The sequence below is a fragment of the Methanobrevibacter curvatus genome (assembly GCF_001639295.1).
GTDB classification, from domain to species: domain Archaea; phylum Methanobacteriota; class Methanobacteria; order Methanobacteriales; family Methanobacteriaceae; genus Methanoflexus; species Methanoflexus curvatus.
The window spans coordinates 1-5,204 of the sequence record NZ_LWMV01000026.1; the positions used below are offsets into that span (position 1 = coordinate 1).

A 5,204-nucleotide genomic window follows, 5' to 3' on the forward strand; every position below is an offset into this window, starting at 1 on the left:
CTGGAGAGATTTACGAATATTTAAGAGAAAAACTCTTCGAAATACTACCTAATTGGAAAGATTTTCGACGTCCAAGATGGAAAATCGAAAAAGTTTTCGAATTCCTCAAAATAAACCTAGAATTAGGGAAAATACATGCTTATACACTCAAATCTGTATCTAAAAAAGCATATCTAACTGTACTTTTAATGAGAATACTAATTTCAGAAGGTTACAACGAAATCCAAGAAGTAAAAACCTTGTAAATTTCAAGTAAATCAGACACCCTGTTAATTAGTATATTTAGACAACACTTATTATCATTAAAAAATTGACTTTATGGAAAATAGTTTAAATTAAAATATAAGAATTTTATTAAGTTTTTTTAAAGATTAAAACTGATTTCATCTGTATTTTTAGAAAATCATAATATAATTATCTCAAAACATCTTGAATAATCTATTAAACTCTTAATTTTTTCATATAAATCAGGCATCTGTTTTTAAATATATAAATATAAATAAACATAATCATAAATATAACAAACATAATCATAATATAAATATATTAATTAAATTATATGATGTCTAAATGTGAGACTGTCAATTTGTTAGTTAATGCAATTTTTAAAATTGAATTTTAAGCTTGAATTTACAAATACTTGATTTTTAGAAGAGAAATTTTTCTTACCAACTAACAAATTGACAATCCCCTAAATGTTATTAGGGTGTCTAAGTTCATTTGATATTTATTAATATTTAAAAATTCAATGTTGATGATTTTATGAAAAAAAGTTTTATAAGAATAGTAGATGGTGGAATTTGTGTTGTCGATGATGTTGAAGCATCAGGTTTAAAAAATGGAAAATATGGTTTAACAATTATAAAACGTGAAAATAGTATTGGTGCTGGACTATTTACCTCCAATAAAGTAAAAGCTGCTCCTGTTATATATACAAAAAAAATAATATCTGATGGGGAAATTTCAATTATTGTTGCAAACAGTGGTAATGCAAACTGTTTTACAGGTTCCGGTGGAATGGCTGATTGTGATAAAATGGTTGAATTAACTTCAAAATTATTAAATATTCCTAAAAATCAAATAGCTATTGCTTCTACAGGAGTTATAGGTAGAACTATGCCTATGGAAATTATTTTACCACTAATTGAAGAATGCTCAAAAAATTTAGAAAATTCTTCAAAGGCATCAAAGGATAGTGCAAATGCTATTTTAACTACTGATTTTGTTTCAAAAGAATTTTCTGTTGAAGTGACTTTATTAAATGGTAAAATTATTAAAATTGGTGGAATAGCTAAAGGTTCTGGAATGATTGCACCTAATATGGCTACAATGTTATGTTTTTTAACTACAGATGCTTATGGAGAAAAAGATATTTTAAAAAAGGCATTGAAAGAAGCTGTTGATTTAAGTTTTAACATGGTTGTTGTTGATGGTGATGAAAGTACCAATGATGAAATTATTTTGCTTGGATCAAAAAACAAAGATAATTCTATTTTAACTGAAAGTGGTGGAATTGATTCAAATTTCCAGGAAGCTTTAAACTTTTTATGTCAAAATTTGGCTAAAATGATGGCTAAAGATGGCGAAGGTGCTACAAAATTTATTGAAGTCCATGTATTTAATGGAAAATCTCAAAATGATGTAATTAAAGCATCAAAATCAATTGTAAGTTCTTCACTTGTTAAAACAGCTGTTTTTGGTGGAGATCCAAATTGGGGTAGAATTGTTTCAGCTGTTGGTTATTCTGGAGCAGATTTTAATCCAAACAATGTTTCAATTTCTGTTAATTCTAAAGATAAAACTTCTTATTTAGTTAAAAATGGTGAAATTTTAGGTTTTGAAGATACAAGCAGTTTAAAAGATGCAGAAGATATAATGCAAGAAAAAGAGATTAAAATTATTGTTGATTTAAATAATGGGAGTTATGAAGCAACTGCATATGGTTGTGATTTCTCTTATGACTATGTTAAAATAAATGCAGAATATACAACATAATTTCTTTTTTTTTAAAATTTAGTTTTTTTTTTAAAATAATTTTACTTTTGTTGATTGTTTTTAATAAAACTATAGTTTTTTTTTGCTTTATTTTCTAAATTAACCTATTTTTTTCTTTAAATTAACTTTATTCAACTTTTTTATCTATTTTTTTATAATTGCTTCTTGATTTTTTATTTTTTTATCTAATTTTTCAATGATTTTTTACAAAACATTTATATACTACTATGAATAAAATTTATATGTCGGAAGAAGGTTACCGTCTTCCGTCTATAATAGTTGATTTAAAAAATTTAAATTAGCAAATTTGAAAAGTTTTTACTTTAATGATGATTTGCTTAATATTTTTTTAAATTTGCTGTTGTTTGATTTGATTATTATAAAGTTCATTATATTTTAAATTGGCTATTAAATAATTTTTTTACTTTAAAATTAAATTAACTATTATACATTATTTAAATATTAATTAAATAATGATTTCATGGTAATCTATAAAGATCATTTTTATATTTAATTAATTTTTTATAGACATATTTGTTATTTAAAAAATTTTAATCAAAAAATTCTTATTTAAAATATTGAATTTTATTATAATGCTACTTGAATTTTATCTAAAAGATTTTAATATTGCAATAGTAAATTATTTAAATCAAATTAGGAGAAAAGATCAAAAATTAAAAATATGTTATTTTTTTAAGGTTTAATTTTTGGGCATGTTTAATTTTTAAAAAACATAGTAATATAGGATTTAGATATTATGGTTGAAGAAGTATTGTTAAGTGCAGGAGATACAGCTTGGGTTCTTACATCCACTGTTCTCGTTTTGTTAATGAGTATTCCTGGAATAGCTCTCTTTTATGGAGGGTTATCTAAGAGGAAAAATGTTTTAAATACGATGTTTTTATCATTTATTGCTTTTGCAATAGCTGCTATTATTTGGGTGACTTATGGTTATCAGTTTGCTTTTGGTGCAGATTTGAATGGGCTGATTGGTTCTCCAGCACATATTTTGCTGAATGGAATATTGCCTGATCAATTGTTAGGAGCTGGAACGGATAGTGTATCGCCATTCCCAGAATTGTTGTTTGTTGCTTTCCAATTAACCTTTGCAGCATTAACTGTTGCCCTGGTTTCAGGTGCAGTTGTTGGAAGAATGAAATTTTCAGCTTGGGTTGTTTTTGTAGTTGCTTGGGTTTCATTAATTTATATCCCAATTTGTCACTGGGTATGGGGTGGTGGATGGTTATCCCAATTAGGTGCACTTGATTTTGCAGGAGGTACTGTTGTCCATATTAATTCGGGTATTTCTGCATTGGCATTAGCACTACTGTTAGGTAAAAGAAAAGATGCCTCTCTTATTCCCCATAATTTAGGATATTCAGCTATTGGTGCAGGATTCCTATTCTTTGGTTGGTTAGGGTTTAATGGTGGATCTGCCGTTGCAGCTGATGGGCTTGCAAGTTCAGCAGTTTTAGTGACAATCATTGCTGCATGTGCTGCAAGTATTGTTTGGAATATTATTGAAGTTGCTAAAGGTGAAAAACCTACTTTCTTAGGTTCAATTTCAGGTATAGTTGCAGGTCTTGTTGGTATTACACCTGCTGCAGGATTTGTAGATGTTGGTGGAGCTATTGTTATTGGTATTGGTGCAGCTATTATCTCATATTTCGCTTTAAGTTATTTAAAACCAAAACTTGGTTACGACGATGCATTGGATGTATTTGGAATCCATGGTATGAGTGGTATCTGGGGAGCTATTGCTACTGGTATTTTTGCAGTAGCTGCAATTGGTGGAACTGCAGGGTTAATTGAAGGAAATGTTGCTCAAGTAGGAATCCAAGCAATTGGAGTTGTTGCTACTATAGTCTATGCATTTGTTGTCACTTTAATTATTGGTAAAATCATCGATTTAGTGATTGGTTTAAGAGTAGATGATAGCAAAGAGGTAGAAGGTCTAGATACAGCATTACATGAAGAATCTGGATATAGATTATAATTAAAATAAAATTTTTAGATTTTATTTAATTTATTTAATTTAATTATAATCACATATTTTAGAAATTTATTAAGGATTGATTACAATGAAAAAAATCGTAGCTATTATTCGTCCAGAAAAACTAACTGATGTTAAAAACTCTCTTATAGCCATTGGTGCTGAAGGAATGAATGTTGTTGAAGTTAAAGGAAGAGGAAGACAATTAGGAATTAAAGAACGATATAGAGGATCAAATTATTGTATTGATATGATACCTAAAACTCGTGTTGAAGTAATTGTCAAAGCAGAGGACTTAGATAAAACAGTTGATGCAATAGTTTCAAGTGCAAGAACTGATGAAATTGGGGATGGGAAAATTTTTGTCTCATCACTTGATAATGTTATAAGAATTAGAACAGGTGAAGAAGGAAAAGATGCAATTTAATTTGGTTTAAAAGTCAATTAAATAATAAACATAAATAATTATATAATTGTTATATTAATTTATAACTTTTATTTTTATTTTTTATTTCCCATTTTTTTTTTAAATTTTTTTATTTTTTTATCATTTTATTTTTTATACAAATTCTTTTTTTTTTTGCTAATGTGTATATATCATTACAAAATAATATGCTTTTAAATCCTTCCTCATAGAAGTTTTGTTGAAAATTAAGAAAGCATTCTTATTGTTATATATTTAGAAATGTTTTTATGTTATATTTCACGAAAAACCTCTAAAATGACCTTAATAATGAAGTTCTGTTTTCATAATTATTATGTAAAATACTATTAGCATTTTTTTTTTTTTTTTTTGAATGGCTGTGCAGCAATTTGAAAATCTAATTTTCTAAATTTGATTAATTAAGTTAAAATTAAATTTATAAAGCTATAATGAATTTTATTATAAATATAAATATCTAATAAAATTCTATTTTAATTAATATTAATATCTATTTACTAAAATTAATTATTTTAAATATTTATTTGTTATAAAAATATGTATTAATACTTCACATATTTTTTAATATATTTTAATTAAACATCTGTTTTTTCAAAAAATAATCATTGCACAGCCTCTTGAATGATTTACCCATTGATGATATCAACAATTTTATGGCTTGATAACTTAGAATATGGTATAATCATCTGAAAAAACTCTTACAGGTTTATTGCAGTTTTTTTTTTTTTTTTTTTTTTTTTTTTTTTTTTTTTTAAAAATTGTGTTGTTTTTTTT

At 25.9% G+C, this 5,204-nt stretch carries 3 protein-coding genes and 1 pseudogene; all 4 read left to right on the top strand.

The genetic code is table 11. The annotated features are described in order from the left end of the window. Positions 1-245, top strand: a pseudogene (locus tag MBCUR_RS10650) (hypothetical protein); the annotation flags it as partial. Positions 246-762: 517 nt separating this feature from the next. Next, on the top strand, positions 763-1,995 hold the full coding sequence (argJ, locus tag MBCUR_RS00920; RefSeq protein WP_211265111.1) for a bifunctional ornithine acetyltransferase/N-acetylglutamate synthase: 1,233 nt from the start codon (positions 763-765) through the stop codon (positions 1,993-1,995). A 757-nt stretch (positions 1,996-2,752) separates the two neighbouring features. Then, positions 2,753-3,991, top strand: coding sequence for an ammonium transporter (locus MBCUR_RS00925; RefSeq protein ID WP_067089074.1), 1,239 nt, complete (start codon positions 2,753-2,755; stop codon positions 3,989-3,991). Positions 3,992-4,076: 85 nt separating this feature from the next. Beyond that, the gene (locus MBCUR_RS00930; protein ID WP_067089078.1) at positions 4,077-4,415 is read left to right on the top strand and encodes a P-II family nitrogen regulator; all 339 of its coding nucleotides are present in this window, start codon (positions 4,077-4,079) and stop codon (positions 4,413-4,415) included. The last annotated feature ends 789 nt before the right edge of the window (positions 4,416-5,204 follow it).